Here is an 880-nt window from a genome sequence, read left to right as displayed (position 1 = left end):
ATAAAAAGTTTTGGCTAAGTGCTTAATCAAAAGTTCACTACTTTTAAGTCCCGTACTAACCATAGCCGAACCGTTGTGTATAATTAGAAAAAAAACGAATATGAAACTTTTAGCATTAAGTTTATTAACAATATTATCTGTTCAATCCAAGCTATTCGGACAGATAGATATAAAATCTGAATCTGAAATACTAGCTGGAATTGAATGGCTTTCGACTAATCCAGTTGAACAAGCGGACAAAGAATTTGTGTCAAAGGCATCGGATTATATAACTTATCAGTTTGTAAAATATCCAAACTTCCCTGTTGATTTTTCAGCACTAAAGGAATTTATGGACACCGATAGAAAATATAAATATTATGACGAAATCAATGTTGTATTTACAAGCAATCAATTAGCAAGTAAAATTAGAACAGGAAATAAATATGACTTAAAAGATTCCTCTATAAAATCTATGAATAAAGTCTTGGAATATTATAAGTTATTAATAGAAAAAGAACCTGACCAAAGGAATAGTGTTTTGGACGAATATTCTAAAATGAGTGAAAAAGAATTAGAAAATCAAATTAAAAAACTGCTAAAAAAATAACTACACACAACATTGTATAAAAATAATGCTTAAGTTTAATCCTAAATCAAAAGGTTAGTGCGCATTTGGTCACTCTGATTTTCCTGCGGAAAACCCTCGCACACAAAACCGCACTATTCTTATACGTACACGTTCTGCACAAGTGCTCACTCGAGCTCAAAAAAGTGTATATTAAATGTAAAAAAAACCTCACCTTTCTGATTTCACTCAATCTCCAAACGGATTTAAAACGCACTCAGCCTTTTTAATCGGATATTACTCTTGCTTTTATACGCTGATTTTACTCAACCG

The 880-nt window shown here is 31.1% G+C and carries 1 protein-coding gene; it reads left to right on the top strand.

The window, feature by feature from the left end; genetic code table 11:
* Positions 1-100 precede the first annotated feature (100 nt).
* On the top strand, positions 101-589 hold the full coding sequence (locus Q0997_RS20195) for a hypothetical protein (protein WP_299892516.1): 489 nt from the start codon (positions 101-103) through the stop codon (positions 587-589).
* Positions 590-880: the final 291 nt, after the last annotated feature.

Source organism: uncultured Lacinutrix sp., assembly GCF_947500325.1.
Classification (GTDB): domain Bacteria; phylum Bacteroidota; class Bacteroidia; order Flavobacteriales; family Flavobacteriaceae; genus Lacinutrix.
Note: the sequence above shows the minus strand (reverse complement) of the source record. Positions and strands in the feature narration are given on the sequence as shown.

Bases quoted from the DNA above. Each gene is read 5' to 3' on its own strand.
- Q0997_RS20195 (WP_299892516.1), top strand. From the start codon at position 101: ATGAAACTTTTAGCATTAAGTTTATTAACAATATTATCTGTTCAATCC.